Origin of the sequence: Thiothrix sp. (genome assembly GCF_028714775.1) — a bacterium.
GTDB lineage: Bacteria > Pseudomonadota > Gammaproteobacteria > Thiotrichales > Thiotrichaceae > Thiothrix.
Window position 1 is genome coordinate 1 of the sequence record NZ_JAQTLS010000022.1, and the last position, 24514, is coordinate 24514.

Annotated in this window: 31 protein-coding genes; 16 read left to right on the top strand and 15 right to left on the bottom strand. The window is 53.4% G+C overall.

Translation table 11 applies throughout. From position 1 onward, the window contains the following. Nucleotides 1–334: 334 nt before the first annotated feature. From PHE17_RS17195 to dapA, 3 genes are read right to left on the bottom strand one after another with little or no spacing between them, the layout of a single operon-like run. A complete protein-coding gene (locus PHE17_RS17195; RefSeq protein ID WP_301017138.1) occupies nucleotides 335–1099 on the bottom strand; it encodes an MBL fold metallo-hydrolase in 765 nt (254 codons plus the stop codon). After that, nucleotides 1099–2214: an outer membrane protein assembly factor BamC gene (gene bamC / locus PHE17_RS17200; protein ID WP_301017139.1), complete on the bottom strand. Its 1116-nt coding sequence runs from the start codon at nucleotides 2212–2214 to the stop codon at nucleotides 1099–1101. The genes PHE17_RS17195 and bamC overlap by 1 nt, the downstream gene beginning before the upstream one ends. Nucleotides 2215–2230: 16 nt before the next feature. After that, a complete protein-coding gene (gene dapA / locus PHE17_RS17205) occupies nucleotides 2231–3118 on the bottom strand; it encodes a 4-hydroxy-tetrahydrodipicolinate synthase (RefSeq protein ID WP_301017140.1) in 888 nt (295 codons plus the stop codon). A gap of 90 nt (nucleotides 3119–3208) precedes the next feature. Between dapA and PHE17_RS17210 the strand changes: the two genes are divergently transcribed. Genes PHE17_RS17210 through PHE17_RS17220 form a run of 3 tightly spaced genes read left to right on the top strand, consistent with a single transcriptional unit; the run spans nucleotide 3209 to nucleotide 5753 of the window. Continuing rightward, on the top strand, nucleotides 3209–3682 hold the full coding sequence (locus PHE17_RS17210) for a peroxiredoxin (protein ID WP_301017141.1): 474 nt from the start codon (nucleotides 3209–3211) through the stop codon (nucleotides 3680–3682). A 29-nt stretch (nucleotides 3683–3711) separates the two neighbouring features. Continuing rightward, nucleotides 3712–5136: a PhoH family protein gene (locus PHE17_RS17215; protein ID WP_301017142.1), complete on the top strand. Its 1425-nt coding sequence runs from the start codon at nucleotides 3712–3714 to the stop codon at nucleotides 5134–5136. A 14-nt stretch (nucleotides 5137–5150) separates the two neighbouring features. After that, entirely contained in the window at nucleotides 5151–5753 is a 603-nt protein-coding gene (locus PHE17_RS17220; protein WP_301017143.1) for a DedA family protein, read from the top strand. Between the two features lie 20 nt (nucleotides 5754–5773). Here PHE17_RS17220 and PHE17_RS17225 read toward each other — a convergent pair whose 3' ends face one another. Further along, a complete protein-coding gene (locus PHE17_RS17225; protein ID WP_301017144.1) occupies nucleotides 5774–6856 on the bottom strand; it encodes a YeeE/YedE family protein in 1083 nt (360 codons plus the stop codon). Between the two features lie 324 nt (nucleotides 6857–7180). On the opposite strand from PHE17_RS17225, the gene PHE17_RS17230 reads away from it, so the two are divergent. Beyond that, on the top strand, nucleotides 7181–8035 hold the full coding sequence (locus PHE17_RS17230; protein WP_301017145.1) for a hypothetical protein: 855 nt from the start codon (nucleotides 7181–7183) through the stop codon (nucleotides 8033–8035). A 7-nt stretch (nucleotides 8036–8042) separates the two neighbouring features. On the opposite strand, the gene PHE17_RS17235 is transcribed toward PHE17_RS17230, so the two are convergent. Beyond that, nucleotides 8043–8933 carry a LysR family transcriptional regulator gene (locus tag PHE17_RS17235; RefSeq protein WP_301017146.1) on the bottom strand — a complete coding sequence of 297 codons (891 nt, stop codon included), beginning with the start codon at nucleotides 8931–8933 and terminating at the stop codon, nucleotides 8043–8045. A 107-nt stretch (nucleotides 8934–9040) separates the two neighbouring features. On the opposite strand from PHE17_RS17235, the gene PHE17_RS17240 reads away from it, so the two are divergent. From PHE17_RS17240 to PHE17_RS17250, 3 genes are read left to right on the top strand one after another with little or no spacing between them, the layout of a single operon-like run. Next, nucleotides 9041–9748, top strand: coding sequence for a pirin family protein (locus tag PHE17_RS17240; RefSeq protein WP_301017147.1), 708 nt, complete (start codon nucleotides 9041–9043; stop codon nucleotides 9746–9748). A gap of 2 nt (nucleotides 9749–9750) precedes the next feature. Then, nucleotides 9751–10302 (top strand): cytochrome b, encoded by a 552-nt coding sequence (locus PHE17_RS17245; protein ID WP_301017148.1) that lies wholly within the window; start codon nucleotides 9751–9753, stop codon nucleotides 10300–10302. Nucleotides 10303–10314: 12 nt separating this feature from the next. Beyond that, entirely contained in the window at nucleotides 10315–10875 is a 561-nt protein-coding gene (locus PHE17_RS17250) for a YceI family protein (protein WP_301017149.1), read from the top strand. 20 nt (nucleotides 10876–10895) lie between these two features. Here the strand turns inward: PHE17_RS17250 and PHE17_RS17255 are convergent, their stop codons facing one another. Further along, a complete protein-coding gene (locus PHE17_RS17255) occupies nucleotides 10896–12488 on the bottom strand; it encodes an ATP-binding protein (protein WP_301017150.1) in 1593 nt (530 codons plus the stop codon). A gap of 161 nt (nucleotides 12489–12649) precedes the next feature. On the opposite strand from PHE17_RS17255, the gene PHE17_RS17260 reads away from it, so the two are divergent. Then, nucleotides 12650–12952, top strand: coding sequence for a hypothetical protein (locus tag PHE17_RS17260; protein ID WP_301017151.1), 303 nt, complete (start codon nucleotides 12650–12652; stop codon nucleotides 12950–12952). Here the strand turns inward: PHE17_RS17260 and rsgA are convergent. From rsgA to PHE17_RS17275, 3 genes are read right to left on the bottom strand one after another with little or no spacing between them, the layout of a single operon-like run. Next, a complete protein-coding gene (gene rsgA / locus PHE17_RS17265) occupies nucleotides 12938–13840 on the bottom strand; it encodes a ribosome small subunit-dependent GTPase A (protein WP_301017152.1) in 903 nt (300 codons plus the stop codon). The two genes, PHE17_RS17260 and rsgA, sit on opposite strands and share 15 nt — an antisense overlap. A gap of 39 nt (nucleotides 13841–13879) precedes the next feature. Next, nucleotides 13880–14158, bottom strand: a complete 279-nt coding sequence (locus PHE17_RS17270) for a hypothetical protein (RefSeq protein WP_301017153.1) — start codon at nucleotides 14156–14158, stop codon at nucleotides 13880–13882. Nucleotides 14159–14170: 12 nt separating this feature from the next. Further along, complete coding sequence (locus PHE17_RS17275; RefSeq protein ID WP_301017154.1) at nucleotides 14171–15412, bottom strand: M48 family metallopeptidase; 1242 nt, start codon at nucleotides 15410–15412, stop codon at nucleotides 14171–14173. Between the two features lie 65 nt (nucleotides 15413–15477). Here PHE17_RS17275 and orn point away from each other — a divergent pair, with 65 nt between their 5' ends. Further along, a complete protein-coding gene (gene orn, locus PHE17_RS17280; RefSeq protein ID WP_301017155.1) occupies nucleotides 15478–16023 on the top strand; it encodes an oligoribonuclease in 546 nt (181 codons plus the stop codon). On the opposite strand, the gene gloB is transcribed toward orn, so the two are convergent. After that, entirely contained in the window at nucleotides 16020–16799 is a 780-nt protein-coding gene (gloB, locus tag PHE17_RS17285; RefSeq protein WP_301017156.1) for a hydroxyacylglutathione hydrolase, read from the bottom strand. The genes orn and gloB overlap by 4 nt on opposite strands. A gap of 101 nt (nucleotides 16800–16900) precedes the next feature. Here gloB and gmk point away from each other — a divergent pair, with 101 nt between their 5' ends. The 3 genes from gmk to PHE17_RS17300 are packed head-to-tail and all read left to right on the top strand — an operon-like array spanning nucleotide 16901 to nucleotide 18647. Next, nucleotides 16901–17521, top strand: coding sequence for a guanylate kinase (gmk, locus tag PHE17_RS17290; RefSeq protein WP_301017157.1), 621 nt, complete (start codon nucleotides 16901–16903; stop codon nucleotides 17519–17521). After that, complete coding sequence (locus tag PHE17_RS17295; RefSeq protein ID WP_301017158.1) at nucleotides 17521–18024, top strand: PaaI family thioesterase; 504 nt, start codon at nucleotides 17521–17523, stop codon at nucleotides 18022–18024. Before gmk ends, PHE17_RS17295 begins: the two co-directional genes overlap by 1 nt. Before the next feature lie 47 nt (nucleotides 18025–18071). Beyond that, nucleotides 18072–18647 (top strand): C40 family peptidase, encoded by a 576-nt coding sequence (locus PHE17_RS17300; protein ID WP_301017159.1) that lies wholly within the window; start codon nucleotides 18072–18074, stop codon nucleotides 18645–18647. Here PHE17_RS17300 and rluB read toward each other — a convergent pair. Next, nucleotides 18634–19512 (bottom strand): 23S rRNA pseudouridine(2605) synthase RluB, encoded by an 879-nt coding sequence (gene rluB / locus PHE17_RS17305; protein WP_301017160.1) that lies wholly within the window; start codon nucleotides 19510–19512, stop codon nucleotides 18634–18636. The genes PHE17_RS17300 and rluB overlap by 14 nt on opposite strands. A gap of 92 nt (nucleotides 19513–19604) precedes the next feature. Here rluB and PHE17_RS17310 point away from each other — a divergent pair, with 92 nt between their 5' ends. After that, nucleotides 19605–20225 carry a glutathione S-transferase family protein gene (locus PHE17_RS17310; protein WP_301017161.1) on the top strand — a complete coding sequence of 207 codons (621 nt, stop codon included), beginning with the start codon at nucleotides 19605–19607 and terminating at the stop codon, nucleotides 20223–20225. Nucleotides 20226–20269: 44 nt separating this feature from the next. Here PHE17_RS17310 and PHE17_RS17315 read toward each other — a convergent pair whose 3' ends face one another. The 4 genes from PHE17_RS17315 to PHE17_RS17330 form a co-directional block, all read right to left on the bottom strand. Beyond that, complete coding sequence (locus PHE17_RS17315) at nucleotides 20270–20674, bottom strand: VOC family protein (protein WP_301017162.1); 405 nt, start codon at nucleotides 20672–20674, stop codon at nucleotides 20270–20272. Between the two features lie 74 nt (nucleotides 20675–20748). After that, nucleotides 20749–21195 carry an SRPBCC family protein gene (locus PHE17_RS17320; protein ID WP_301017163.1) on the bottom strand — a complete coding sequence of 149 codons (447 nt, stop codon included), beginning with the start codon at nucleotides 21193–21195 and terminating at the stop codon, nucleotides 20749–20751. Next, a complete protein-coding gene (locus PHE17_RS17325; protein ID WP_301017164.1) occupies nucleotides 21188–21346 on the bottom strand; it encodes a hypothetical protein in 159 nt (52 codons plus the stop codon). Before PHE17_RS17325 ends, PHE17_RS17320 begins: the two co-directional genes overlap by 8 nt. An 86-nt stretch (nucleotides 21347–21432) precedes the next feature. Beyond that, nucleotides 21433–22011: a YdeI/OmpD-associated family protein gene (locus tag PHE17_RS17330; protein ID WP_301017165.1), complete on the bottom strand. Its 579-nt coding sequence runs from the start codon at nucleotides 22009–22011 to the stop codon at nucleotides 21433–21435. 178 nt (nucleotides 22012–22189) lie between these two features. Here PHE17_RS17330 and PHE17_RS17335 point away from each other — a divergent pair, with 178 nt between their 5' ends. The 3 genes from PHE17_RS17335 to PHE17_RS17345 all read left to right on the top strand — a co-directional run bounded on the left by PHE17_RS17335 (nucleotide 22190) and on the right by PHE17_RS17345 (nucleotide 24477). Next, nucleotides 22190–22582 (top strand): hypothetical protein, encoded by a 393-nt coding sequence (locus PHE17_RS17335; RefSeq protein WP_301017166.1) that lies wholly within the window; start codon nucleotides 22190–22192, stop codon nucleotides 22580–22582. A 102-nt stretch (nucleotides 22583–22684) separates the two neighbouring features. Then, on the top strand, nucleotides 22685–23395 hold the full coding sequence (locus tag PHE17_RS17340; protein WP_301017167.1) for a response regulator transcription factor: 711 nt from the start codon (nucleotides 22685–22687) through the stop codon (nucleotides 23393–23395). Further along, entirely contained in the window at nucleotides 23392–24477 is a 1086-nt protein-coding gene (locus tag PHE17_RS17345; protein ID WP_301017168.1) for a HAMP domain-containing sensor histidine kinase, read from the top strand. Before PHE17_RS17340 ends, PHE17_RS17345 begins: the two co-directional genes overlap by 4 nt. Nucleotides 24478–24514 lie beyond the last annotated feature (37 nt).

Below are 24514 nucleotides of genomic sequence, written 5' to 3' on the forward strand. Positions count from 1 at the left end.
TGAAATTGAAGAGCAATCCATCGAAATTACGTATTAACGTGAACTTCTTGGGTTGCTTGCTTCTGTGCCTATTGCACTTACCACAAGCCCCCACACAAGTTTTCTGGCTTCTCTTTTTAAACATCGCACAACCTCTGGGGCTGTGAAAGAGGGCGAATCTTATAAGTTTTCAGTATCAGGTGTCAAGCACTTTTTCTAAAAACTTTTTCGACCCACTGGGAAGGGATTTTGCACTAAGTGCTTGATTTCCCTCCCGTTTCAGCGGCGTTTGCCCCTGAAGAAGTTGCGCATTATACAGACCACACAGGGGTCGTCAACACTTTTATGAAATTAGTTAACACAATTCACACCACCCAATTCCATCCTGTTGATCTGCAAGCTGAATCCAGTTTTGCTCACAATCCGCCCCCGCACATAAAGCCTTGTGTGCATAGGCAGGCAGGTTGTTATTTTCGCTCAAATGCATACCAATCAGGTGTTGCAAGCCACTCAAATCAAGCTGCCGCAGCAGTTCACTGGACTGCCGATTGTCGAAATGACCATAGCGCCCAGCCACCCGCGACTTCAAAGAAGGCGGATAAGGGCCATCCGCAAGCATTTGGGCGTCGTAGTTACACTCCAACATCAAAGCATCAAGGCGCTGCAACATTTGGACAATAAGCGGGGTATAGCTTCCCGTATCCGTCAGGATTCCCAAGCGGCGAGCACCATCACTGAAAACAAACTGACAGGGTTCACGGGCATCATGCGGCACAGGAAAGGGCGCAACATGCAGATCGTTGATAGCCAACTCTTGATGGACGTTAATGTAATGGGTTTGGGCAAAGCGGGTGTCACGCATCGCATGATACGTGCCAACAGTTAGCCAGACAGGAAGGTTATAACGACGGGAAAGGCGACCGACACCGGATGCGTGATCGCCGTGTTCATGTGTAACAAGGATCGCCGTCAGCGACTGAGGAGGACAACCTAAGCGATGGAGCCGCAATTCGGTTTCTCCCAAGGAAAAACCGCAATCAAGAAGAATCCGGGTATTGCCGGATTCTATCAAGGTTCCATTGCCTTTGCTGCCACTCCCCAGCGAGGCGAAACGCAGCATTAGCGCTCGAATTCAGACTTCAAACGTTCCAAGATGCTTTGTGCAGCACCTGCTTTCAATGGCGTACCATCCACATCACCGATGGTAATGACACTACGGTTGCCCGCATCGGCAATCATGACTTGGTAGTGGCTACCAATCTTCATGACATCACGGTCAGACTTGAACATACGGGTGAAGAAGCCTTGCTTTTCACCGCGATCTGTATCGCCTTGGTAAGTGGCAACGTAGACACCCTTGCCACGCTGCTGGTCTTCAATGCTCAAACCGATGCGCCCCAGCATGACGCCGGTACGAACCCATACATCATTTGCACCACCACCAACCATCAAGGCAGGATAGCCACCTTCCAATTGGGTCATCGCCACAGGCACGGAAGTCAAGCTGGCTTCTGGAATTGGCGCAGCATTTCGGCTTGCATCACCACCCTGCATGAAGATCATCAGGCGATTAAGCATTTCGCCTTCCAATTCCGGCTTGGAAGGCTTGTATTCCCACTTCGTACCCGTACCGCTCACATGCTCTTCGGCACGCTCGTGACTGAGGTAAACATTCGTCGCCCCCGCAGATGGGCGCTCTAAACGGATTTTGAAACGGTCACGGCTACCGGCGTCATACATGCCTTCAAACGCTTTACCCAAGGCTTTGCGAATGAAGTCGAGCGGGATTTCAGCTTTGTTTTCAGCCCAATCGGTTTCCATGATGCCAACACGCGGCTCATCACGCTTGATGTCCACACCCATGACACGCCAGAATTCTTGCAGCTTTGGCCACACGGCGTCTGCCGGGGCGTTGACCTGCAACCAACGGACATTGCCATTACTCATGAGCTGGATACCTGCATTCACTGGCAGGACAGCGCGGCTGTTATGCCGCGCCTCACCACGCGCCAAAGCGCTGGCACTGACCGAACCACCCGGCATAGCAGAATAGGTCGGGTCGTAATCAGGCGCACTCAGGTCAGGGGGAACTTCAAGTGCGTTGATACTTTTGTTGTTCTTATAGTCAATTCGATCGCCCACATCAAAATCAAGGGATTGGCAGGCTGACAAAACCAACACTGAGCTAGCGATCAGGATGGCGGATGACAAATGGCGGATATTCATGGGGTTCATTGTATATACCGTTTTATTAACTAATACACTCTATTCCTGCTTTACGCATCGCCGCCAGCACTTTCGGCTGAACCGCATCTGAAAGCGGTACAAGCGGCAAACGGATACCTTGCACATCCCCGTAACCCATCTTTGCCAATGCCCATTTGACCGGGATTGGATTGGGTTCAAGGAACAAATCTTTATGCAAGTCTTCCAGCGTCGCATTGATGCGGGCAGCGGTTTCCCGATCGCCTGCCAATGCAGCAGCACACATTTCATGCATGGCTCGCGGTGCGACATTCGCGGTAACTGAAATGTCACCTTTGCCACCCACCAGGATCAACTCCATCGCGGTAGCATCGTCACCACTGTAAACATCCATGCGGTCGCCACAACGGTTCATAATGTCTCTGGCTCGCTCCAGATTACCCGTGGCTTCCTTGATACCAACAATATTGGAAATGCCCGACAAGCGTTCGACCGTTTCCGGTAACAGGTCACAGGCAGTACGCCCCGGCACGTTATAAAGGATTTGCGGAATGGCAACCCGTTCGGCAATCGCTTTATAATGCTGGTATAAGCCTTCCTGAGTAGGCTTATTATAGTACGGCGTTACCAAAAGACAGGCATCAGCACCATCTTGCATGGCGATTTCCGTCATTTCAATGGCTTCTGCCGTACTGTTGGAACCTGTGCCTGCAATCACGGGAATCTTGCCCGCGACCAGCTCAATCACACGTTTCATGACATGGCGGTGTTCCTTGTAATTCAAGGTTGCCGATTCGCCGGTCGTACCCACTGCCACGATAGCGTCCGTGCCGTTTTCAAGATGGAAGGCTACCAATGCTTCCAATGCCGCTTCATCAACCGCCCCCAGTGCTGTCATTGGGGTGATGATTGCCACCATACTGCCGCGAAACATGCGATCCTCCAAAAAATAATTTGACAGCATACTACTGGCGCGGTTAATGAAACACAAGCATTACACTCTACCCTGAAATAGGAGAAACGCATGACTATCCCGACGATTGGCAACCCGCTGGCAGACTTTACGGTTGCAGCGACTTCTGGCAAAACCTTCCGGCTATCCGATTTTAAGGACAAGGCCAACGTTGTCCTTTATTTTTACCCCAAGGACAGCACACCCGGCTGCACAACAGAAGGCCAAGATTTCCGCGATAACCATGCGCAATTTCTGGCAGCAGGCACGGAAATATTCGGCATTTCCCGCGATAGCCTGAAGTCGCACGAGAATTTCAAGGCGAAACAGGCATTCCCGTTTGAATTGCTGAGCGATGCTGATGAAGCACTGTGCAACCTGTTCGATGTCATCAAGCTGAAAAATATGTATGGCAAACAGGTGCGGGGGATCGAACGCAGTACGTTCTTGATTGACAAACAGGGCATCCTGCGCAATGAATGGCGTAAGGTTTCTGTCAAAAATCATGTAGCCAGCGTGCTGGAGGCAGCCCAAGCGCTATCCTAAACCGCCTAAAGAACTATCAAGGAAACATTATGAGCCCGGTACACACCCAGCATAGCCATGAAAAACGCCTGTTTGTGCTTGATACCAATGTGTTAATGCACGATCCGACGGCGCTGTTCCGTTTTCAGGAACATGACATTTTCCTACCGATGGTGGTGCTGGAGGAGTTGGATCGCGGCAAGAAAGGTGTTTCCGAAGTTGCCCGCAATGTGCGCCAAGTCAGCCGTTTTATGGATGATTTGATTTCCGACGCGAGGGTGGAAGGCATCCGCGAAGGCATTTCACTGGCTAGCGATTGGCTCAAAACCAATGGCAAAGGCGGGGCGAGCGGCAAGCTGCTGTTCCAAACGGAAGCACTGAACCAGAAATTACCGCCGAACTTGCCGGGGGATTCGCCGGACAATACCATCCTGACGGTGGCACTCAGCTTGCAGGACAAGTACCCCGAGCGGGATGTGATTCTGGTTTCCAAAGACATTAATTTGCGCATCAAGGCCACCATCATCGGACTGAAGGCGGAAGATTATTTCAACGACCAAGTGCTGGATGACACCGACCTGTTGCCGACAGGCTTCCACGAGTTGCCAGCGGATTTCTGGGAACAGCACAGCAAGGTGATGGAATCGTGGCAGGAGCGTGGGCATACATTTTATCGCCTGCACGGACCGATGATCCGCGATTGGTTGCCGGGGCAATTCATTGCTATTGCGGGCGAACAGCCGTTTCAAGCCATTGTGCGCCAAAAAGCGGAAGACCATGTGGTGATCGAAACCATCCGCGATTTCACCGAGCCGCGCCACGCAGTGTGGGGAATTACTGCACGTAACCGCGAGCAGAACTTCGCTGTCAACCTGTTGATGGATCCAGAAATCGACATTGTTACCATGCTGGGTGTTGCCGGGACGGGTAAAACGCTGCTGACACTGGCAGCAGCGTTGGCGCAAACGCTCGACGAACAGCTTTACAAAGAAATCATCATGACCCGCGTGACCGTGCCCGTTGGTGAGGACATCGGCTTCTTACCGGGCACGGAAGAGGAAAAAATGGCACCGTGGATGGGCGCGTTGATGGATAACTTGGAAGTCCTGACCCAGCCAACCACGGGCAGCAAATGGGGACGCAACGCCACCGACGAGTTCCTGATGAGCAAGATCAAGATCAAGTCGCTGAACTTCATGCGCGGGCGCACCTTCCTCAACCGTTTCATCATTATTGATGAGGCGCAAAACCTCACGCCTAAACAGATGAAAACCTTGATTACTCGCGCAGGGCCGGGGACAAAAGTGGTCTGCCTTGGTAACATCGCGCAAATTGATACGCCTTACCTGACGGAAACGTCCTCTGGCCTGACGTATGTGGTTGACCACCTCAAGGGCTGGGAACACGCTGGGCATGTGACTTTGCAACGCGGGGAACGCTCACGCTTGGCGGATTACGCTTCCGAACATTTGTAATACAAGGATTTGATATGTTGCATGATTTTGTCGGCTGGGTATTAGCCACAGTGGATGCATGGGGTTACTTGGGCATCTTTATTGCGATGGCAATGGAATCAACCGTGCTGCCCATTCCGAGTGAATTGGTGGTCATTCCGGCAGGCATGTTGGCACACCAAGGTAAAATGGACTTAACATTGGTGGTATTGGCATCCACTTTGGGTAGCCTTGTGGGTGCTTCCATCAACTATGCTTTCGCCTTGTGGGTTGGTCGCCCGTTTTTGGAAAAGTATGGCAAATACTTTTTCGTGCGCCCTGCCCTATTGCACAAAACCGATGCTTTTTTCCTCAAGCACGGCGCGATTTCAACCTTTACCGGACGCTTAGTGCTGGGGATCCGTCACTTGATTTCCTTGCCTGCGGGACTGACACGGATGAATCCGGCAGCATTCGCGTTATATACCATCCTCGGCGCAGGATTATGGTCACTGGTATTGGCATTGTTTGGCTACTTCATCGGCGGCAACCAAGCGCTGATTGAAGAAAATAAACTGCTGATTACTGCGGGTGTGCTGAGTTTCGTATTACTGGTATTGGCGGGGTATTATTTTTGGCAGAAACGGCAAACCGCGTAAGGTTGCCAACAACCGCAATGTTAGTTACCAAGCTGTGCGGCTTCTGCCGCCGCCTTGGCCTCATCCGCCTTCCTATCCACCAACCAATCGGTTACACCTGCCCCAATCCACATACTGAATAGTGCGACCCAAGCCGTAATGACCAGCAATGCCCCGCCCGTTACGCCCGCACCCACAGCGCAGCCACCTGCTAACATACCGCCAAAACCCATTAAAGCAGCGCCAATCAAAAAACGCGCAAACCCACTGTCCTCGGTAAATTTCTGCCATTTGAACTCGCGGGTAAGCAATGCCGCAGACAGCGAACCCATAAACACACCGGGAACAAGACCCACGTCAAAACTCAGTGGCAACTGCGGCTGGTTGATCAGCCCCATCAACGTATCTGCGGAAGAACCCGTGAAACTCACACTTTTGACCTGCACGATGTCGAAAGAATTTGCTGCCTGCCAACTGGTCAACAACCAACCCAATGCCACACTCAGCCCTGTAATGACTGCGGCGAAACCCCACCACTTATTGACTTCATGGCGTTTGGCGAACCATAGGGCAAACAACAAAAACACCGTCCCCAACAACAAACCGCCGTAGGATGGCAGTAAATAGGCAAAGCTACGGGAATCACCATCAACCAACCACCAAGACGACATTTCTTCGCGTAACGGGGAAAGCCCACCGCGCAGCGATGCTTGTGCAACAATGGTAACAACCAGCCCCGCCACCATCGTGCGCATATTACCCGTAGCAGACAACACCAACAGGCGGCTGGCACAACCACCCGCCAACACCATGCCCCCACCAAACAATAAGCCACCAATAATCGCACCAGACATTGAGCCTACGTTATTCAACTGGCGGATTTGCCGGGTATCAATAAGCCCTGCGTCAATGAAATACTGCGTACCGATCATGGCTGTACCAAAAGCCAGCAGCCAGATAGCGAATTTCTTACCCGACTGACCACGCCAAAATTCCACGCAAGCTGCCCGTAAACAAAAACGGCTTTGTTGCGCGAAAACACCAAAAACAAGCCCCACCAACACACCGAGTATGGCGGAAATTTCTTCGGTACTGAACCCATCAAATAATACGTCGTAACTCATTTCACTCTCCGCTCCCCGTGAGGATGACACAGGAAACCATTCAAATAGCAGTCGCCTATCTTAATCAGTATATAAGCAGGCACTAATGATATGTATCAACATATGCGCAACCAGCAATAAAAAGAACAGCCCTTCCTCCACCTGACAGATTCTCACAATAAACTGATATTTATCACATTTATACATCCTATGCTTCGTTGAGTTTTGAATACAGCGCTCCTACACTTTAACTGTAGTTCCGTGTAATCAGATGAACAAAAAAGCAGTTTCGTTCGGTTATTTTCATAACAAATACATGCCGTTAGAAATATAAGGGAGTGCGTCATGAGCAAGCAAATCAATGTTTCCTTGAAAAATATCAGCCCCCCATCAACGAAAGCGATGAAAAAACAAGTTCTGCTGGCCTTGTCAGCGCTATTCATTATTTCAACAAATGCTTGCTGGGCAGCCGATGATCCCACAGGCATCAAAGTCAAAGCGGATATTTGGGCAGCAAATGGCTCAAAATATACCGAAACCGCCAGCGCACCCGGTTCCAACGCGCCTCATGGCACACTGGACACCAACTTTCTGAAACTCTCCGCAGAAAAAAGCTTTGGCAAGATACACGTAGAAGGCGTCCTGAATAGTGGGAACATCCTCAAGCAAAAAATGTATCTGGATCAAGCAGAAACCGACCGAGTGGATATTGACGGTGACATCATCGGCGGCGAGATCAATGGCTATTACCGGATGGGTACGCCATCCCGCTATCTTGACGCTGGGGTAGGTTATCTTCACTCCAAAACAACCAAGGAATTTTATAATCACACGGTCGCAGGAGTTCCTGATGCTGCCAGACAAGGCAATTTCGGCAATTTCAAGATGACCACCGATGTCCTAGCCGCCAAACTGCGCGGGCGGACAATGCGGGGAAATGTTGGCGTGGAGGGCAGCGCCTCTTACGGACCAGCATGGAATAGCACCACCGTGACAGGATGGGCTGGGACAACCCACGAAAAGGCCAAAGGTTACAATTCCATCCTTGAAGGCGCTGTCATCTGGACACCACGACCTGCGATGGAAGTGAAAGCTGGCTATCGGGACGAAACCCTTTACTTCGATCCACCTTCTGAAGGCAAGCATGACTTGGACATCAAATTTAAGGGATTTTTTGTTGCAGGCATCTGGCAGTTCTAACCAACATTTACCCCACCTGTAACTCGTGGATTAAAAACTCCACCACCGCCCGCGTCTTTTCCGGCAGGAACTGGCGCGTGGGGTAAAGCGCATACACTGAAATCGGCGGTGCGGCATACTCCGGCAGGATACGCACCAATTCTCCCGTGAGCAGTGCGTCTTCCAGCTCAAAATCTGGCATGAAAGCAATTCCCACCCCGGCGACCGCCGCCTGTTTGAGCACTTCGCCGTTATTGGCGCAGAACTGCCCGCGTACCTGCACATTGATCTGTTTGCCAGCCTGATCGTAAAACGTCCAGCCTTCGCGCTGGCTGACATTGGTGTAAATCAAGCAGCGGTGCGCTGCCAATTCCTCTGGCGTTTGCGGCGTACCGTAACGCGCCAGATAAGCCGGGGATGCCACCGCCTGCAAATAGGCGTTTTCCAGCTTGCGGGCAACCAGCCGCGAATCATCTAACGCCCCAACGCGGATTACCACATCGTAATCACCACTGGCAGCATCCACATAAGCGTCATCCAACTGCATGGTCAGGTGAATATCAGGATGGTATTGCAAGAAACGCAGTAACAGTTTCGTCAGCCGCACTTTGCCATAAGTCATCGGCATATTGATGCGCAAGGAACCGCTGAGCTTGCCCTGCATCGCCTGCAAGTGCTGTTCGACGCGCCCCACTTCCTCAAGGATTTCGCGGCAATGCTGGTAGTAATACTGCCCTGCTTCGGTCACGGCAAGCTGGCGGGTATTGCGGGTCAGCAGGCGTGTACCGAGATCAGTTTCCAACATTTTCAGACGCTTGCTGACTGCCGCCACGGTTAAGCCGAGCTTGTCAGCAGCAGCGGTAATGGAACCCGCATCCACCACCGCGACAAAGTTCTGCATAGATTCCAAACGGCTCATGTTAACTATCCGTTAAAGCTGAATTCAATTTTGATGCCTTTATCAATTTCTAATTAAATCCTATCATTCTACTCATGTAAAGCAAACGCCTTATCAGGAGTAGCACGATGGAACTTATCCCCGCCAACTCACGCGGTAGCTTCAAAAATAACTGGCTCGATAGCCGCCACAGTTTTTCCTTTGGGGAATACTATGACCCGCAACGCATGGGTTTTTCCTCACTGCGCGTGATCAATGAGGACTGGGTGGCAGCCAAGGGCGGTTTTCCCATGCATGGGCATCGGGACATGGAAATTGTGACTTACGTGATGGAAGGCGCGTTGTCGCACCAAGATAACCTCGGCAATGGCAGCACCATACGCCCCGGTGACATCCAGCGCATGAGTGCCGGACGCGGGATTTTACATTCCGAATTCAACCATTCGGCACAAGAAATCGTGCATCTACTGCAAATCTGGTTATTGCCCAACACACGTGGCATCCAGCCCAGTTACGCGCAGGAAAATCTCCCACTGGAAATGCGCCGGGGCAAACTCCAACTGCTGGTGTCGGAAGACGGGCATGATGGTTCATTGACGATGAATACCAACACCAATTTGTACGCCAGCATTTTAACGGCGGGCGAAACAGCGCATTACACCCGCCCAGCAAACTGTGCTGTTTATGTGCATGTGGCACGCGGTGCACTAACATTGAATGGTTCGCCCTTAAAGGCGGGCGATGCGGCAGCAATACGCGAGGAAACGGAGCTGGATTTCAGTACGGATTCCAATGCCGAATTCCTGCTGTTTGATTTGCCATCGGTGAGGGACTAACCATGCAAATACGCAATTCCATACACACTTACGGCTGGGTTTCGATCCTGCTGCATTGGGGCATGGCGGTGGCTCTGATCGGCATGTATTGCGTCGGCACGTACATGGTTGATTTGGAATATTACGACCGCCTGTACCACACACTACCGACACTGCACAAAGCGACCGGCGTGGTATTGGGGGCTTTACTGTTGTTGCGGCTGGCGTGGATTTATTCGCAACCGCGCCCCTTGCCTGCCAATGGGGACGCGCCAACCATTACCCATCTGCTGGCGAAACTGGGGCATGTGGGCATCTACGGCTTGCTGTTTGCCCTGCTGCTCACGGGCTACCTGATTTCGACGGCGAAAGGCCACGGCATTGACGTGTTCGGCCTGTTTGAGTTACCCGCGCTGCTGCCTGCGGATAAAGACCGCGCTGACTGGGCAGGCGACATCCACGCAATCGCGGCAACCTTATTCATTTTCTTGGTCGGCGTACACGCGCTGGCTGCCTTCATCCACCACTTTTATTGGAAAGACCAAACCCTGACACGCATGTTAGGCAAGGCATAACGGAGACCACCCATGAAAAAAGCAATTGCTACTTCCCTACTCGCGCTGGGACTGTTCACTGGCACTGCGGCACACGCGGAAGATTACACCATCGACACCGAAGGGATGCACGCTTTCATCCAATTCCGCATCAAACATCTGGGCTATAGCTGGCTGTACGGACGTTTCGACAAATTCAGCGGTAATTTCAGTTACGACGAAAAGAAACCGGAAGATGCCAAAGTGGAAGTGACCATCGACACCACCAGCATCAACAGCAACCACGCTGAGCGCGACAAGCACTTAAGCAGCGACGAGTTTCTCGATGTGAAAGCATTCCCGGAAGCGAAATTCGTCAGCACCAAATACAGCGGCGGCAAACTCGAAGGCAACCTGACCCTGCACGGCGTGACCAAACCGCTGACGATTGATGTGAAAGAAATCGGTGCGGGCAGCGACCCGTGGGGTGGTTTCCGCCGGGGTTTTGAAGGCAGCACCAAGTTTGCACTGGCTGATTTCGGCATTGAAAAAGACTTGGGGCCAGCTTCCAAGGAAGTGGAAATGATTCTGGCGATTGAAGGTGTACGCAAGTAAACCGCAAAGGGGGCGGCGTTTTAGTCCACCGGCAAGGTGAAAGAAAACGTCGTTCCCTTCCCTACCCCTGATTCCACCCACAAGCGCCCGCCGTGCGCTTCGATGATCGAACGGCATAACGCCAAACCGATACCCATGCCGCGATCCCCTTTGGTGGTCACAAAGGCATCGAACACTTTGGTTTTGAGTTCATCATCCATGCCCGGCCCAGTATCGCGCACATCCACTTGCAACAGCCCGTCCGTATTCACGAAAGCGCGAAGCAATATCTGGCGTAAATGGCTGGGTGTTACCTGCATGGCGTCGATGCTGTTTTGCACGATATTCAAGATAACCTGTTCAATCTGGATGGCATCCACCGCCACCGGGGGCAAACCCTGCCGCACTTCCAACAATAGAGGCACATCCATGCGGTTTGCCTGATGTTTAACCAACAGCAAAGCATCGTGGATAACTCCATCCAAACTGACACGCAGTTTTTGCGGCTGTTGTTTGCGCACAAACGCCCGCAAGCGGCGGATAATTTCCGATGCCCGCAATGCCTGTTTCTGAATGCCCGCCAAGGGTTCAAGCAAGCGTTCGGGAGTTTGCCCACTTTGGATCATTCGCTGGCACGCCCCGGCATAATTTGCCACCGCCGCCAACGGCTGATTGAGTTCGTGGGCAAGGCCGGAAGCCATTTCCCCCATCGTATTCAAGCGCGACACATGCGCCAACTCCGTCTGGTGCTGACGCACATCTTCTTGCACCTGCCGATATTGCAATTCCTGCTCATGCAAGCGGTAAGCTAACCGAATCATGATCACCACCGCAATGAACACCAGCAGCGTTGCCAGCACCGATTCCACTTCCCGATGAGTTAAAGCCATGGATGCCAGCAACAACGGTAGCCAACCCAGCAAAATCGGGAACAACGCGATCAGGAACAGCCCACGCCGCGACAATGCCCCACCCGCCGTATCTGCCGCCACGATCCTGAAAAAACCCTGCTCTGGACGCGCCAACACAATCCCCCAACCCAGCACCGTAAAGGTCGTTGCCGCGTGCAAAGCCATGCCTTTCTGCCCAAACAGGTTAAAAAACACATCTTCGCCGTAGGCATACCCCAGAAACACCCCTACCAACGCCATCACCCCCAGAAACGCTGACCATTGCGTCAGCCGAACCAAAGCCCCCCGGTTAGAACCAAGTAACAGCAGTGCGATATTCGTCAGGGTAAATATTAATGCGGTGTGGGGCGACATTTTCAGGTCAGGCGGGGAACACGGCAAAAAGTCAGCCAATAAACCTTCAAGCCACTTATTCGGCAACCAATGAGCGTATTCCAACAGCGTTAAGAAACCCAACAAGCATCCCAGCACTGCCAACACCCAACCAAGGTCACGGCGCAAAGGTGAAATTGTAATGGGTTGGAGGAAATACAGTGCCGCCCCGGTCAGCATAAAAGCCACGGCGGAAGTCGGCTCGACCTGCGGCAACCCACCCGTCAAGCGGTAAAACATCGGCAGGCTACCCCACCAGCCGAGCAAAACCATCCCTCCGACCGCAACCACGAAAATTGCCGCACTCAAAGAAAGCCGATGTAAACGGCGCAAGTGGAATGCACTTAACATGTGCATATTCTACCGCAAACATAGGGTAACTACCTATGTCCAACGGTCGGATTTCAGTGGATTAGGCTTGCATTGGGGGTATCGCTGGCTTAGATTAGCCGCCCGCGCTGGGGATAGTAACTTAGCCCCCACTTAGCAGCTAAGTAGATGAGACCAATTCGATGTATTTTTATAATGACAAAAACAGCCAACCTGTAACCGGCTTCATATTCCACGTCCTATGCAAAATGCGCTGGGTTCCGGTATGGCTATTTTTCGGCGTTGGTGCTGCCGACCTTATTACGCACCTTCTGGCAGGACAAGCGATCAACTGGGCATTTCTTGCCGTCTGCATTTGCGCTGGCCTGCTCTTGTTTCAGATGGGTAGCGTACTGTGCTATCAGGAATACTGTTCCGAACAATTACGCCAGCAAGTGCGCCGCAAACAAGCCATGCAACAAGCACTTAACTCAAAGGCTTGCTAATAAACTCAAATAACGCGCAAAGCGCCGGGGTGGTATAGCCCCTGCTTGCGCCGCCGCTTTGATTGCACAACCCGGCTCATGGTTATGGGTGCAGTTATTAAAACGGCATTCCCCCAAATACGGTGAAAATTCAGGGAACCCCGCCTGCAAAGTCGCAAAATCCAGCCCTACCAGCCCAAAATCACGCACTCCCGGCGAATCAATCAAGGCTCCACCGGACGGCAAACGGTAAAGCGTAGCTGACGTGGTGGTATGCCGCCCTTCCCCAGTTTCCGAAATCGTCCCGACCCGGATGACTTCATCAGGCAATAACTGGATCGCAATCGACGATTTCCCCACCCCAGATTGCCCCACCACAATCGCGGTACGGCCTTGGATGGCTGCGAGAATTTCACCGATCCCTTCCTGATGGTCGGCGGATACATGCAGTATCGGGTAGCCGATCTTGACGTATTCTGCCAAACAGTTTTCCGCTTCCGCACTGGCGTGGCTGGCACGCAGGTCAGCCTTGTTCATCACCAGCAAGACATCGGCGGGTAAACGGCGGGCAGCAATCAGGTAACGGTCAAGCATTTCCCACACGGGCGCAGGTTGCCAACTCGTCACCACAATCAGTAAGTCGATATTGGCGGCAATGGCGCGGGCTTTTCCCCGGAAATCGGGACGTTCCAGCACATTGCGGCGCGGCAATAGGCGGGTAACAGCGGCATTGCCTTGCGCTTGGCGTTCCCATTGCACACGGTCGCCACAGGCAACTTCCAGTTTACGGCGCGTGGTACAGCGTAATAGTTCAGAATGGTCGGTTTCGACCAGCAGATCAGCACCAAAGCGGGTAATTACCTGCCCAATGCCGGAAGAAGGGGGAGTAAGGATAGTGTTTTCCGTCATCCGTCCATTGTGACGGAAAACACCCGGTTTGCCCACGTATTACGGGAATTTGTAATACGTTTGGTTCAAATAGGCGACGACATCCAGCACTTCGTCATCAAACCAGTTCGTGTCCAAGTTTGCATCACAGCGCCTGACCTGACTTTCCAGTGCGGCAAGATCAGCCACTTTCCGGTCAGGACGGGTGAACACTTCCGTGCCGTGGCACTTCAAACATTTGGATGTCTCAAACAGCTTTTGCCCATTGGCGGGGTCGCCCCCAGCATAAGCTACTTGCATGAGGAGCAAGCCACTACAGAGAATCATTACAGCTTTCATTTCACTACTCTTTCAGGGTTGTTGTTGTAAATGCGCAATCCGTATCGCTGCTGGCGGATGCGAATCATAAAATGCCGAATACCATGGATCAGGCGTCAAAGTACTCGCATTCTCCCTGTAAAGACCGACAAGGGCGGTAATCAGTTCCGCACTGCTTGATTGTTCCGCAGCGAAGGCATCGGCCTCAAATTCGTGCTTACGTGACCACCAAGCCATCAACGGGCCAATGAAGAAAGTAAACGCCGGGCTGACCAGCACAAACAACAGCAAAGCCATGTAGGTCGAGGCATGGGTGACACCCAAGGAAGTATAGAACCATTCTTGCTGCATCAACCACGCCACCGCTGCAAAACCTGCCAGCGTCATGCTCATCGACAGCAACATCCCCTTAACGATGTGCTTACGTTTGAAATGCCCCAACTCGTGCGCCAACACCGCTTCCACTTGCGCCGGGGTCAGGTGTTTCAGCAAGGTGTCGAAAAACACGATGCGCTTGTTTTTACCAAAGCCGGTGAAATACGCATTGCCGTGGGCAGAACGGCGCGAACCATCCATCACAAACACGCCCTTGCTGTTAAAGCCAGTACGTGCCAGTAGCGCATTCAAACGGTCAGCCACTTCGCCCTCTTCCAAGGGATTAAACTTATTGAACAACGGCGCAATAAATTTGGGGTAAGCCCACGTCATCAGCAGGGAAAACGCAGTCAGCGCCGCCCACGCATACAACCACCAATACGCCCCCGCAGATTCCATCAGCCACAAAATCAGCATGACCAAGGGCACGCCAATCAACAGTGACAGCGCGGTGGTTTTCAGCAAATCCGTGGCAAAAGTGACCGGCGTCATCTTGTTGAAACCGAAACGCTCTTCCAACACAAAGCTGCGGTACAGCGCAGAAGGGATGTCGATCAGGCTGGAAATCACCAGCATACTGACCACTACCGCCGCCCCGGTATACAACCCACTCCAACCGACACTGCGCCATTGCGCATCCAACCAGTCCAGCCCACCACCGAGCGTCCACACCAGCAGGATGACAAGGCCAATCAGTACTTCGATCCGCCCAAACGCACCTTTTGCCAGCGTGTAATCAGCAGCTTTTTGGTGCTCCTCCAGCGTCACCTTATCGGCAAACGGGGCGGGAACGGCACTGCGGTGGGTGCTGACGTGCTGTTTCTGGCGCAAGGACAAATACAGTTGCACCAAGGTGGAGGCGAACAGGAAAGTGAGAAAAATGTAAGTAAATGTTTGCATGGCATTTCTGGTAGTATTTCGGATTCTTCAAAGTTTAAGCAAGTGTAACGCAAGCAGCAAAATATATGAGTGTAAATAAGGAAAATCTAATCTGGATCGACTTGGAAATGACCGGGTTGGACAGCTTCAACGATGTCATTATCGAAATCGCCACCCTCGTCACCGACAAGGATTTGAATATATTGGCGGAAGGCCCAGTACTGGCAATCCATCAAGCGCATGAAACCTTGGCGAAAATGGACGACTGGAACCAAAAACAACACGGCGGCTCCGGTTTGGTTGCCCGCGTCAAAGCCAGCGAATGCACCGAACGACAGGCTGAACAAGCCACTTTGGAATTCCTGCGCCAATACCTCCCCGCAGGTGCATCGCCGATGTGCGGCAACAGCATTTGCCAAGACCGGCGTTTCCTTGCCAAACATATGCCGGAATTGGAAAAGTTTTTCCATTACCGCAATCTGGATGTCAGCACCTTAAAAGAACTCGCCAACCGCTGGAAACCGGGGTTAGCGTCAGGTTTCAAGAAAGAGTCATTGCACTTGGCGATGAGTGACATCCACGACTCCATCGACGAACTCAAATACTACCGCGAGCATTTCATCAAGCTCTAATCGTATTCGGTATCTTTCCAAATACGCAGCACAGCAAAAACATCGGCGGAGGTATGGGTTTCACGCCCAGCGATTTCTTCGGCCTTGGCGATGACTTCGGGGATGTGGGTACGCAAGAACGGGTTGGTGTCAAACTCCAGCCCCAGTTCAAACGGTACGGTAGCGCGGCCTGAATCCAGCAAGTCCCAGCATTCCTGCAAGCGTACTGCTAAAGCGGCATTGTCCGGCTCGACCCATTTGGCGAAACCGATGTTATCGACGGTGTATTCGTGGGTGCAGTACACCAGCGTTTCTGTCGGCAAGCGGGCAAGGCGTTGCAGGGATTCGTGCAGGGCATCCAACGTGCCATCAAACACGCGCCCGCAACCGTTACCGAACAAGGTATCACCGCAGAACAAGCTGCCTTCGCCGTAGTAAGCAATGTGCCCTGCCGTATGCCCCGGCGTATCCAACACCTCAAAATGCAAACCCAGCTCTTCCAACGTTACCGACTGGCCTTCGCCCAAGGCGCGGGTCATGCCCGGAATGTGTTCGCTGGCTGGCCCATAAACGGGTAAGCCCGGATAGGCTTCCAGAAACTTTTCGATGCCACCCACGTGGTCGCGGTGATGGTGTGTAATCAGGATGGCAATGGGCTGCATGTTACGTCGCTGCAATTCGTCCAGCGCGGGCTGCGCATCGCCGGGGTCAACCAGTGCTGCGTACTTGCGCTCTTCGTTGGTAATTAGCCAAATGTAATTGTCCGTAAAAGCAGGTATGGAAATAACCTGAATCATACATACACCTCAATCGTTGACAGCTCGCATCCGTGCATTTCAACTATAGCGTCCCGACGCTTATAATCGCATATTTGTAAGCAATCGGGGCGGATTTTCAGATGAACACCAGTATAGGCCAACTTTATATTGTTTCCGCCCCTTCCGGCGCGGGCAAATCCAGTCTACTTAACGCTTTGCGCGAACGGCTGGCGGATGTCGCCGTTTCCGTTTCGCACACCACCCGCCAGCCGCGCCCCGGCGAACAGGACGGCGTGCATTACCACTTCACCCCGGTGGAAACGTTCCGCCAGCAAGTCGCCGATGGCAATTTCCTCGAATACGCGCAAGTGTTCGATAACTATTACGGCACATCACGCCTGTCGGTAAATGCGCAATTGGAAACCGGCAAAGATGTGATCCTCGAAATCGACTGGCAAGGCGCACAGCAAGTCCGTGAACGGGCGCAAGGCGTGACCAGCATTTTCATCCTACCCCCCAGCACGACCGCCTTGAGCGAACGCCTGCACGGGCGCGGGCAAGACAGCGCGGAAACCATCCAGCGGCGGATGCGTGATGCGCAAAATGAAATTTCGCATTACCCCGAATACGATTACGTGGTCATCAATGACCAATTTGACACCGCGTTGGAAGAATTGGTTTGCATTTTCCGCAGTGAACGCTTGCGGCTGGCGCGGCAAACCCAGCGGCACGCCGCTTTGTTGCACGAGTTGGTAAACTAATGGGCTTTAACGTTGTTAAATTCTCGCGCCAATGGCTAAAATTCCTCCCGGAAGGTCGCCGTTTGGAACTGTATCCGCCGTGGTGGATGCTACGTATCAAGGTGCTGGCGCTGGAAAACGAATGGCGGCACATCCGTATCCGCTTACCGCTGACATGGATTTCGCGCAATATGGGCGGCAGCATGTTTGGCGGCTTTCAGGCATCACTCGCTGACCCGATAGCGCCGCTGGCGTGCTCGAAAGTGTTCCCCACTTACCATGTGTGGACGCGGCATTTGAGCGTGGATTTTGTGCGCCCCGGCATTACCGACATGGAATTGCGTTTCGATTTCCCGGCGGAAAAGGAAGCAGAAATCCGCGCAGATTTGGCGCGGCGTAACCGCAGCACTCCGAGTTTTGAATACGGGCTATACGACAATCAGGGGCGACTTTGCACTAAAGTAGTGTGTGTGGTGGCGATACGCCCGCCGGGGTATCTGGCCTCGGTCGGGTCTGCCACCTAAATTATCCATTTTTTCAAGAGGGCTGACCGATGTGCAGCAGTCGCAAAATGTCCCTGTTTGGGTATTTCCTGACAGGATTCTTAGCCGTTTTATTGCTTGGCTTTACCCCGGACACGGTTCAGGCGGCGTCACACAAAGCCAAAGTGACGCACGTTGCCAGCAAACACCGCACGGCACACAAGGCGCAGCGCCAGCGTGTTGCCAGCAAACGCCTGAAAGCTAAACGCGCTTCCGGCAAAAAAGTGGTTTGGAACATCAAACAGCAGCAAGGCAAGCTGTATCGGCGCGGTGGGGCAAGCCCTTCGACGGGGTTTGATTGCAGCGGCCTCACCCAATATGCCTACAAACGGGCGGGAGGCGTGCAAATTCCACGCACAGCGGCTGCCCAATACCGTGTGGCGTCTAAAGTTTCCAGAAAAGCTGCCCGCAAAGGCGATTTGGTTTTCTTCCAAACCCGTGGGCGGCGCATAGGGCATGTGGGCATTTATCTAGGGAATGGTCAGTTCATCCATTCCCCGCGCCCCGGAAAACGTGTCACCACCAGCCCCTTAAATGGCTATTGGGCACGGCATTTGGTGGGGTTCGGACGGATTCCGGGCGTTTGCCTGCCTATCGTTCCCTAGTTGGCCTGCCTGTCGTTCTGGCTGACCCACTGCGCGGACGCGGGGGTGGAGCCGGACGCGCTGCGGCATTGCTGCCTGCCCGTTGCTGGCTAGGGCGGGCGGCGGGCTTGAAATCGGAACCGTCATCGAAAGTCATATTGACCAAGCCGTATAGCTTGCGCAGTTCCCTGACTTCGAGTTCCTTGTGATGCCCGGTGCGCAGGTAACGCGGCAGCTCGATATTGCCGTAGCGGATGCGGATCAGGCGACTGACTTTCACACCTTGCGATTCCCACAAACGGCGCACTTCACGGTTGCGGCCTTCGGCGAGCACCACGTGATACCAGTGGTTTGCACCTTCACCACCTGCGTCTTTAATGCGCAGGAAATTGGCTTTGCCGTCTTCGAGTTCCACCCCTTCTTGCAGGCGGATCAGCATTTCGTTATCGACTTGCCCCAACACGCGGCAGGCGTATTCGCGCTCGACTTCGGAAGAGGGGTGCATCAGCTTGTTGGCAAGTTCGCCATCGGTGGTGAACAGCAGCAAACCGTCGGTGTTGATGTCGAGGCGACCGACCATGATCCAGCGTCCGGCGCGGATGTCAGGCAAACTATCGAAAACCGTGGCGCGGCCTTCCGTGTCGCTCATGGTGCAAACTTCGCCTGCGGGCTTGTTGTACATCAGCACTCTCGGCGTGGCGTGCAAGCGCGATTCGAGGTAGAGGCGTTGCCCACGCAGGGTCACTTGGTCACGCTCGTCAATGGCTTGACCGACTTCGGCACGACGCCCGTTCACGAGGATTTCGCCTGCTTCAACCAGACGTTCGATTTCACGGCGTGAGCCATACCCAGCACGGGAGAGGAGTTTTTGGATACGTTCTTTCATAGGTAGTAATGGTATCACGCCGTAGCACTAAAAGGATAAGGGCATGGCAGCTATACTGTTTGTAAATCTCAACAACAATGGAGCGTGCCATCATGACAAAACTGACTTTTTACACCAACCCGCAATCACGCGGACGCATCGCCCACTGGATGCTGGAAGAAATCGCCGAACCCTACGAAACCGTATGGCTGGATTACGCCACCACCATGCGAGCGCCGGAATACATCGCGGTCAATCCGATGGGTAAAGTGCCTGCCTTGCAACACGGCACTGCCTTGGTGACGGAAACTGCCGCGATTTGCGCTTACCTCGCCGACCGTTTCCCGGAAAAAAACCTGATCCCACCCGCCAATGACCCGGCACGAGCAGCGTATTTCCGCTGGCTGTTTTTTGCGGCAGGGCCGTTGGAACAAGCCGTTACCGCCAAATCCCTTGGCTGGCAAATCCCTGAGGGCAAATACGCTTTTGTCGGTTTCGGCAGCTATGAGAAAACCATCGACACGCTGGAACAGGCGCTTGCCAACACGACCTATCTCTGCGGCGAACAATTCACCGCCGCCGATGTGTATGTCGGCTCGCATCTCGGCTGGGGAATGCTGTTCGGCACGATTGAAAAATACCCGGTGTTCGAGGCGTATGTGGCACGGCTTTATGCCCGCCCAGCGTACTTGCAAGCCAACCGCCTTAACGAGGAAAAGCTAAAACAACCTTGAGTTTCGCCCCATCAAGTCGTCGGCTCGGCGCACGGAAAACGCCTTTACGCCATCGAGTGCAGGCCGATCATGTTGCCTTCGGTATCGAGCACCAAGGCCATGAAACCATTTTTACCGATGGACATTTTTTCCTTGAAAATACTGCCACCGTTTTCCGCAGCGCGGGCGGCTTCCACCGCGCAATCCAGACAATGGAAATACACTACGGTGGTGTTGCCGCCGGAGGGGACTCCTTCCATTTTCACCAATGCGCCCGCTGCGCCGTAATTTTCATACGACATGGGGAAAGTCCAATATTCCATGGGTGGAGAGGAAGCGTCCGGCTCGCACATTGCGTCAGAGCCGTCCAAGTTTTCCAACTTGCCATCAAAGACGGCTTCGTAAAAGGCTTTGGCGCGTTCCATGTCTTGCACATAGATTTCAAACCAGCCGATAGGGTTATTTTTCATGATGTTGCTCCTTTGGTGTGTTGTAAAAGTATAGCCTAGCGCTCCCCTACTGGCAGCATCAGGCCAGTCGTGTTTCATTCATCTGGAATGGCTGCTTCGACAAGCTGTGCAAGCAGGGTCAGCGATTCCTGCCAACCTAGGTAACAGGCTTCCGTTGGAATGGCATCCGGTATGCCTTCTTGGACGATGTTGACTTCCGTGCCGCAGAATATCGGTTTCAAGGTGATGGTATTACGCATTCCCCCCGCTAAATTTGGGTCGTCGAATATGTCGGAGTGGCAGATACGTTCGTTTGGTATCAGTTCAAGATATTCCCCACCGAATGAATGGGTTGAGCCGGTAGAGAAATTGGTGAACGACATTTTGAATGTACCGCCAACGCTGGCATCCAGATGATGTACTTTGCCGGTGAAGCCGTGTGGCGGCAACCACTTGACCATGGCGTCAGGGTCAAGGAAGGCGCGGTAAATCCGTTCCGGTGGTGCACGCATTACGCGATGCAGTTTGACAGTGCTAGGCATGATATTCTTCCTTCGCCTCAACGTGGCGCTTGAAGTTGTTGAGAATGGCTTGCCAGCCTTGCTGTTGCTCAATGGAATGCGTCTGCTCGGCATCGAAGCCCCTGACGCGCTCGATTGGAGCCGCGTTGGTGGTTTCAACGTTGATTTTCATGATGGTCTCCTTTGGTGGTTATCTATTTGTTAGAGCTGGTATTGTTCCAGAAATTCGCGGGCTTGCTGCAAGGCAATTGCTCTGCCTCAATACAAGGTTTCACCCTTCTCCAACATGTCGAGATACTGATCAAACCGCTTCTGCCGCGTCTCCGGTTTCTTGGCGGTTTGCAGCCGGTAGGCAATCGCGTAACGGCTCTGCTTAGTCAGGGTGGTGAAAAACGCTTGGGCAACGGGGCGTTCCGCTAGTGCTGCCATGAAATCATCCGGCAGAGTCATTTCGCTGGCGGGGGCATAGGCGGCTTCCCAACGCCCATCGGCTTGCGCAGCTTCCACATGAATCATGCCGGGTGGCTGCATCCGTCCTGCGGTGAGCAGACGTTCGACGTGTTCGCGGTTGCGCTTTGACCAGTTGCTACCAGCGCGGCGCGGGGTGAAACGTTGCAGGAATGCTTGATCGTCCAGCGACTTCTTTACCCCGTCGATCCAGCCCCAGCAGAGGGCTTCGATCACGGCTTCGTTCCAGTCAACGCTGGGTTGACCGGAGGCTTTCTTGTAAATCTTCAGCCACAGCTCTGGCTCGCTGGCGTGGTTGGCTTCCAGCCAGTTCCAGAAATCATCGGGAGTGGCGAAAGCGCGGATGCGGCTGTGGTTGGGTTCAGGCATGATGATCCTCCGGCTAGTTCGATTATAGTGTGCAGTTGGCTTGCGCACCGCCCAGCACTTCACAAAACTTTACATTCGCGCCACATTCCAGCAATGCCCGCCGCGCATGATGTACCCATACCAGATCACACACTGGTTGACGAAAACCAAGTAACTGATTTTGAATGGAGTACATCTCATGACTGACGAAACCAAAACCACGGAAACCAGCGAAACCACCGCGAACACCGTTGAAACCCCTGAGAATAACGCGCAAGACAGCAAACCGTTTGGCGCTTGCCGTTGGAGCAAATGCCGCCCGTTTGGTGGTGAAAAAGGTGACTGGCACGGCAAACATTGCTGCAAGCGAAAAGCGCTATTCGGCGTGATCATCATTGCCTTACTGAGCTTTTTAGCGGGCAAAGGTTGCAGCCATCACCACGATGGACACCTGCGCATGGGGCACATGGAACAGCCCAGCGTGACGCAAGCCTACAATGGGCAAGTGCAACAACTGCCATTAAGCATGGTGCTGGATGGCATTGCCGCAACCCCCGACCAACGCGCCAAAGCGGTTAATTTGCTGCATTAATCGGGATTCTCAAGCACTATAGTCACACGCTTGTGACACAAAAGGCGGCGTTACTCCGATGGGGTAACGCTTTGCTTGTTGGAGAAATGCCTGGGAGGAATCATGCCAGACCCTTTGCTATTGATTGACGACGATGTGCGCTTAAGCCAAATGCTGGTGCAATACCTCGCCGAAGCGGGTTATGCGGTGACGTGCGCCCACACCGGAAAAAGCGGCTTGCAACTCGCCGCGCAAGGGCATTGGGCGTTGATTATTCTGGATTTGATGCTGCCCGATGCAGATGGCTTGGATTTGTGCCGCACCTTACGCGTTGGCAATACCGCGCAAATCCCGATCCTGATGCTCACTGCACGCGGCGATGCCACCGACCGCATTATCGGCCTAGAAATAGGTGCGGATGATTACTTACCCAAACCGTTTGAACCACGTGAATTACGCGCCCGCATCAAAGCGATTTTACGCCGTGGCACACGCGATGCTGCGCATGTCCCCGTATTGCGTTTCGGACGTTTGGAAATCGACCGCGAAGCCCGTGAAATCCGCGTCGATGGACAAGTGCGCGAAGTCACCAGTTACCAATTCGACCTGCTCGTGGCAATGGCGGAACGCGCCGGACGGGTATTGAGCCGCGACCAACTCATGGACATGGTGAAAGGCGAACCGTTGGAAGCCTTCGACCGTTCGATTGATGTGCATATTTCACGCTTACGCGCCGCGATTGAAGACAACCCCAAGCATCCGCGCCGCATCCTGACCCTGCGCGGCGCAGGTTATGTGTTCGCCCGTGCGCAAGACAGCGATGATACCTTATGAAATTTAAACGCCACTGCCCAGCCAACCACGGTGCGCAAGCGATGCGCGAACACTTGCACCAGCATTACTTGCAGCATGTTGAAAGCGTGGAAGAGCCGCGCCGTTTCCACCGTCTGCGCAAACGGCTGTTCTGGCAAATCTACGTGGTGGTGATCAGCAGCGTGTTGCTGGTGTCGGCACTGTCCGGTTTGTTGCTGCATTTGCGGGCGCAAGGCGTAACCCACATCCCGATTATTCCGCTGCTGATGTTGACCGCGTTGGTGGTGTCGCTGGGCGCGTACCCGATTGCGCGTCGCCTCACTTACCGTTTGGAACAATTGCGCCAAAGCGTGGAAGCTTTGGGCGAAGGCAAACTCGAAACCCGCATGACCGTGAAAGGCTGCGATGAAGTCGCGGTACTCGCCAGCAGTTTCAACCAATCCGCCGCCCGCATCCAAGCCCTGCTTGCCGGACACCGCCAATTGCTGGCAAATGCCTCGCACGAATTGCGTTCGCCACTGGCGCGGATGCAAATGAGCCTCGCCATGCTTGCCGAACAGCAACACCTTGAAAACACGCCCGCCGTCACTGCGATGCGCCAAGACATGCGCGAACTCAACCAATTGGTGGAAGAAATCCTGCTCGCCAGCCGTTTGGATACTTTGGAAATTCCGCTCGAAAGCCAGCCCGTCGACCTCGCCGCCTTGCTGGTGGAAGAATGTGCGCGAGTGGCTGCCGATTGCGAAGCCCAAACCTTACAAGTCATGGGCGATGAGCGTTTACTACGCCGTTTAATCCGTAACTTGCTAGAAAATGCGCGACGGCACGGCGGCGGGGATGTCATCGCGCGACTTTTTAGCCCCGCTGCCGACAGCGTTACCCTGCAAGTATTGGATCGCGGCGCAGGCATTCCCCCCGCCGCGCAAGCCCACGTTTTTGAACCCTTCTATCGCCCCGCCGGGCACGGCGAAGCGCAAGGCGGCTGGGGTTTAGGCTTAAGTCTGGTCAAGCAAATTGCCACCCGTCACGGCGGCAGCGTGGTTTGCCAAGCCAGAGACGGCGGCGGCACGGTGTTTGCGGTGGAATTGCCTGCGTTGGCGTAACAGGGATCGGCACGAGTTAACAAAAGATACTATAATA

What these genes read in the sequence shown, in the direction of transcription:
- rsgA (WP_301017152.1), bottom strand. Translation starts at nt 13,840, where the DNA reads ATGACGGAAAACACTATCCTTACTCCCCCTTCTTCCGGCATTGGGCAG.
- dapA (WP_301017140.1), bottom strand. Translation starts at nt 3,118, where the DNA reads ATGTTTCGCGGCAGTATGGTGGCAATCATCACCCCAATGACAGCACTG.
- PHE17_RS17245 (WP_301017148.1), top strand. Translation starts at nt 9,751, where the DNA reads ATGCAAATACGCAATTCCATACACACTTACGGCTGGGTTTCGATCCTG.
- PHE17_RS17335 (WP_301017166.1), top strand. Translation starts at nt 22,190, where the DNA reads ATGACTGACGAAACCAAAACCACGGAAACCAGCGAAACCACCGCGAAC.
- rluB (WP_301017160.1), bottom strand. Translation starts at nt 19,512, where the DNA reads ATGAAAGAACGTATCCAAAAACTCCTCTCCCGTGCTGGGTATGGCTCA.
- PHE17_RS17315 (WP_301017162.1), bottom strand. Translation starts at nt 20,674, where the DNA reads ATGAAAAATAACCCTATCGGCTGGTTTGAAATCTATGTGCAAGACATG.
- PHE17_RS17325 (WP_301017164.1), bottom strand. Translation starts at nt 21,346, where the DNA reads ATGAAAATCAACGTTGAAACCACCAACGCGGCTCCAATCGAGCGCGTC.
- PHE17_RS17195 (WP_301017138.1), bottom strand. Translation starts at nt 1,099, where the DNA reads ATGCTGCGTTTCGCCTCGCTGGGGAGTGGCAGCAAAGGCAATGGAACC.
- PHE17_RS17235 (WP_301017146.1), bottom strand. Translation starts at nt 8,933, where the DNA reads ATGAGCCGTTTGGAATCTATGCAGAACTTTGTCGCGGTGGTGGATGCG.
- PHE17_RS17330 (WP_301017165.1), bottom strand. Translation starts at nt 22,011, where the DNA reads ATGCCTGAACCCAACCACAGCCGCATCCGCGCTTTCGCCACTCCCGAT.
- PHE17_RS17250 (WP_301017149.1), top strand. Translation starts at nt 10,315, where the DNA reads ATGAAAAAAGCAATTGCTACTTCCCTACTCGCGCTGGGACTGTTCACT.
- PHE17_RS17270 (WP_301017153.1), bottom strand. Translation starts at nt 14,158, where the DNA reads ATGAAAGCTGTAATGATTCTCTGTAGTGGCTTGCTCCTCATGCAAGTA.
- PHE17_RS17320 (WP_301017163.1), bottom strand. Translation starts at nt 21,195, where the DNA reads ATGCCTAGCACTGTCAAACTGCATCGCGTAATGCGTGCACCACCGGAA.
- PHE17_RS17340 (WP_301017167.1), top strand. Translation starts at nt 22,685, where the DNA reads ATGCCAGACCCTTTGCTATTGATTGACGACGATGTGCGCTTAAGCCAA.
- gmk (WP_301017157.1), top strand. Translation starts at nt 16,901, where the DNA reads ATGAACACCAGTATAGGCCAACTTTATATTGTTTCCGCCCCTTCCGGC.
- PHE17_RS17345 (WP_301017168.1), top strand. Translation starts at nt 23,392, where the DNA reads ATGAAATTTAAACGCCACTGCCCAGCCAACCACGGTGCGCAAGCGATG.
- PHE17_RS17240 (WP_301017147.1), top strand. Translation starts at nt 9,041, where the DNA reads ATGGAACTTATCCCCGCCAACTCACGCGGTAGCTTCAAAAATAACTGG.
- PHE17_RS17230 (WP_301017145.1), top strand. Translation starts at nt 7,181, where the DNA reads ATGAGCAAGCAAATCAATGTTTCCTTGAAAAATATCAGCCCCCCATCA.
- PHE17_RS17210 (WP_301017141.1), top strand. Translation starts at nt 3,209, where the DNA reads ATGACTATCCCGACGATTGGCAACCCGCTGGCAGACTTTACGGTTGCA.
- gloB (WP_301017156.1), bottom strand. Translation starts at nt 16,799, where the DNA reads ATGATTCAGGTTATTTCCATACCTGCTTTTACGGACAATTACATTTGG.
- bamC (WP_301017139.1), bottom strand. Translation starts at nt 2,214, where the DNA reads ATGAACCCCATGAATATCCGCCATTTGTCATCCGCCATCCTGATCGCT.
- PHE17_RS17255 (WP_301017150.1), bottom strand. Translation starts at nt 12,488, where the DNA reads ATGTTAAGTGCATTCCACTTGCGCCGTTTACATCGGCTTTCTTTGAGT.
- PHE17_RS17275 (WP_301017154.1), bottom strand. Translation starts at nt 15,412, where the DNA reads ATGCAAACATTTACTTACATTTTTCTCACTTTCCTGTTCGCCTCCACC.
- PHE17_RS17225 (WP_301017144.1), bottom strand. Translation starts at nt 6,856, where the DNA reads ATGAGTTACGACGTATTATTTGATGGGTTCAGTACCGAAGAAATTTCC.
- PHE17_RS17310 (WP_301017161.1), top strand. Translation starts at nt 19,605, where the DNA reads ATGACAAAACTGACTTTTTACACCAACCCGCAATCACGCGGACGCATC.
- PHE17_RS17260 (WP_301017151.1), top strand. Translation starts at nt 12,650, where the DNA reads ATGTATTTTTATAATGACAAAAACAGCCAACCTGTAACCGGCTTCATA.
- PHE17_RS17220 (WP_301017143.1), top strand. Translation starts at nt 5,151, where the DNA reads ATGTTGCATGATTTTGTCGGCTGGGTATTAGCCACAGTGGATGCATGG.
- PHE17_RS17300 (WP_301017159.1), top strand. Translation starts at nt 18,072, where the DNA reads ATGTCCCTGTTTGGGTATTTCCTGACAGGATTCTTAGCCGTTTTATTG.
- orn (WP_301017155.1), top strand. Translation starts at nt 15,478, where the DNA reads ATGAGTGTAAATAAGGAAAATCTAATCTGGATCGACTTGGAAATGACC.
- PHE17_RS17215 (WP_301017142.1), top strand. Translation starts at nt 3,712, where the DNA reads ATGAGCCCGGTACACACCCAGCATAGCCATGAAAAACGCCTGTTTGTG.
- PHE17_RS17295 (WP_301017158.1), top strand. Translation starts at nt 17,521, where the DNA reads ATGGGCTTTAACGTTGTTAAATTCTCGCGCCAATGGCTAAAATTCCTC.